Source organism: Microbacterium sp. BF1 (assembly GCF_019279095.1).
Lineage (GTDB): Bacteria > Actinomycetota > Actinomycetes > Actinomycetales > Microbacteriaceae > Microbacterium > Microbacterium maritypicum.
This window is the reverse complement of sequence record NZ_JAGYWT010000339.1, coordinates 1-2,729: the sequence shown is the minus strand read 5'-3', so window position 1 is coordinate 2,729 and position 2,729 is coordinate 1. Positions and strand designations below refer to the sequence as shown.

Annotated in this window: 3 protein-coding genes; 2 read left to right on the top strand and 1 reads right to left on the bottom strand. The window is 66.1% G+C overall.

Going from position 1 to position 2,729, the window contains the following annotated elements; all coding sequences use genetic code 11:
* Positions 1–230 precede the first annotated feature (230 nt).
* A complete protein-coding gene (locus KZA10_RS11690; RefSeq protein ID WP_055870506.1) occupies positions 231–1,706 on the top strand; it encodes an NCS2 family permease in 1,476 nt (491 codons plus the stop codon).
* A gap of 177 nt (positions 1,707–1,883) precedes the next feature.
* On the opposite strand, the gene KZA10_RS11685 is transcribed toward KZA10_RS11690, so the two are convergent.
* Positions 1,884–2,285, bottom strand: a complete 402-nt coding sequence (locus tag KZA10_RS11685) for a VOC family protein (protein WP_218682966.1) — start codon at positions 2,283–2,285, stop codon at positions 1,884–1,886.
* A gap of 76 nt (positions 2,286–2,361) precedes the next feature.
* Here KZA10_RS11685 and KZA10_RS11680 point away from each other — a divergent pair, with 76 nt between their 5' ends.
* The gene (locus tag KZA10_RS11680; RefSeq protein ID WP_256934773.1) at positions 2,362–2,727 is read left to right on the top strand and encodes a TetR family transcriptional regulator; all 366 of its coding nucleotides are present in this window, start codon (positions 2,362–2,364) and stop codon (positions 2,725–2,727) included.
* Positions 2,728–2,729: the final 2 nt, after the last annotated feature.

Here is a 2,729-nt window from a genome sequence, read left to right as displayed (position 1 = left end):
CAGAGCGCGCCCCAGTCGGCTGTGATGCCGAAGGCGAGCGTCCACAGCAGCGTCAGCGGCGCGAGCAGCACGACGAGACCGACCGCCGCGGCGATGGCGGCGTCGAAGGCGGCGAGGAGCGCGACGAGGAGGCGTTGCATAGCGTTTCGAGACTACGACGAGTTGCCGACGAAGCCCCGGGGGCGCGCGTGAGGTCGGCGACACGATAACGTTTCTCCGGAGGTTTCCCGATGACAACTGCCCCGCCCGCCCCGGCATCCACCGAGCCCAAGAACTCCCTGGACCGCTTCTTCGAGATCAGCAAGCGCGGATCCACGATCGGCACCGAGATCCGAGGGGGTCTGGTGACGTTCGTCACGATGGCCTACATCGTGATCCTCAACCCGATCATCCTCTCCGGCAAGCCCGACGTCGCCGGAGACATGCTCAGCTTCAACGCCGTGGGCGCCGCCACCGCCCTGACCGCCGGCGTGATGACGATCCTGTTCGGGCTCGTCACGCGCCTGCCGTTCGGCTTCGCCGCAGGACTCGGCATCAACGCCTTCGTCGCGTTCTCGGTCGTCGGCCAGGTGACCTGGCCCGAGGCCATGGCACTCGTCATGATCAACGGTGTCGTCATCGTGCTGCTCGCCGCCACCGGGCTGCGCAAGGCGATCTTCGACGCCGTCCCCTTCCAGCTGAAGATCGCCATCACGGTCGGCATCGGCCTGTTCATCGCCTTCATCGGCTTCGTCAACTCGGGCTTCGTCACCGCGACCGGCGCCTCGTCTCCCCCGGTCGGCCTCGGTGTGAACGGCTCGGTCGCGACCGTGCCGACCTTGCTGTTCGTGATCACGCTGCTGCTCACCGGCATCCTCGTCGCTCTCAAGATCAAGGGCGGCATGCTGATCGGCCTCATCGGCGGCACCGTGCTCGCGGTCATCGTCGAGGCGATCTGGCACATCGGCGCCCGCGGCTTCGACGACGAGGGCAACGTGGTGAACCCCGGCGGCTGGGGCCTCACGGTACCTGCGCTCAGCGGCTCTCCCGTCGGCGTTCCCGACCTCAGCCTGATCGGCGCCGTCGACTTCAGCTTCGACCTCAGCAAGGTCAGCCTCGTCGCGATCGTGATGATCGTCTTCACACTGCTGTTCACGAACTTCTTCGACGCGATGGGCACCATGACGGGCCTCGCGAAGGAGGCGAACCTCGCCGACGACAACGGGGACTTCCCGCGCATCAAGTCGGCGCTGGTGGTCGAGGGCGTCGGTGCGATCGCCGGTGGTGCGACCTCCTCCTCCTCGAGCACGGTCTTCATCGAGTCGGGCGCCGGCATCGGCGAGGGCGCCCGCACGGGTCTCGCGAACGTCGTGACCGGCGTGGTGTTCCTGATCGCGATGTTCCTGACCCCGTTGACCTCGATCGTCCCGACCGAGATCGCCGCAGCGGCGCTGATCATCGTCGGCGCAATGATGATGGCGCAGATCCGCTACATCGACTTCAGCGACTTCCGCGTGCTGCTGCCGGTGTTCCTCACCGTCTCGGTCATGCCTCTGACCTACTCGATCGCGAACGGCATCGGTGCGGGCTTCGTCAGCTGGGTGCTCATCCACGCGTTCTCGGGCAAGGCCAAGACCATCAGCCCGCTGCTGTGGGTCGTGGGTGCCGGCTTCCTGATCTTCTTCGCCCGAGGTCCGATCGAGGCCCTCTTCGGCGTCGGAATCTGACACCGATTCGAGATCACGAGAGGGGCGGGTGCTGCGGCACCCGCCCCTCTCTCGTGCCTCCATCCGCCGCGGCCGTCACATGCATGAGCATCCGCCGGATGCAGGAGCACACGCCCCGAGCAGTCATGCATCCGTCGAGAAGTCATGCATCTGACGAAGACGGCTACCTCTCGAGGCTCAGGCGTAGGCGGCCGCGAACTCCGGCGACGGCTCGATCGGCTCGATCACGTCGATCAACACGCCGCCGGGCGCCTCGATGATGAAGTGTCGCTGCCCGAAGGCCTCGTCTCGAAGGGGCAGTCGCTCGGGAAGACCCTGCTCCCCCACCAGTCGCGCATGTTCGGAAGCCGCATCCGGCACCTCGACGTTCAGCAGCAGACCGCGCACGGGCTCGCGGAAGCCCTCCGGAATCGTCTCGTGCGCCCGGTCGAGGATCGCGAGCTCACCACCGTCGATGCGCAGGCTCACGTACCAGTCAGCCTCGAACACCAGCTCGAAGCCGAGCTCCTCGCGATAGAAGCGCGCGGCGGTGGCGACATCGTCCACCATCAGCACCGGATAGAAGCTCGTGATCTGCATGACTGCCCCTCTTACGTACACTGTGTTTGTATCTGGCGGGACTAGGATACATACAACCTGCATGTAAAGGAAGACCATGGCCCGAGCATCCGCGGCCGACGCCGCCGAGACTGCACGACGCATTCTCGAGACCGCCGCGTCCCACTTCGCCGCGCAGGGATACGGGGCAGCGTCCGTCGACGAGATCGCCCGCGCATCTGCGGTGACCCGTGGAGCCGTCTATCACCACTACACGTCGAAGCCGCTGCTGTTCGCCGCCGTCGCCGCGGAGCAGCAGCGGATCGTCGCCGATGCGATCGTCACAGCCACCGCGGACACGTCAGCGCGAGTCTTGTCGGCAGCGGTTGTTGCCATTCTGTTGCCACGGTGGCGCCCTGTGCAGGCGTTCTCGATGAGGTTTTCCAGGGACTCCTCGGTAGCGTGCCACGCCGCTACTCCTTGAAC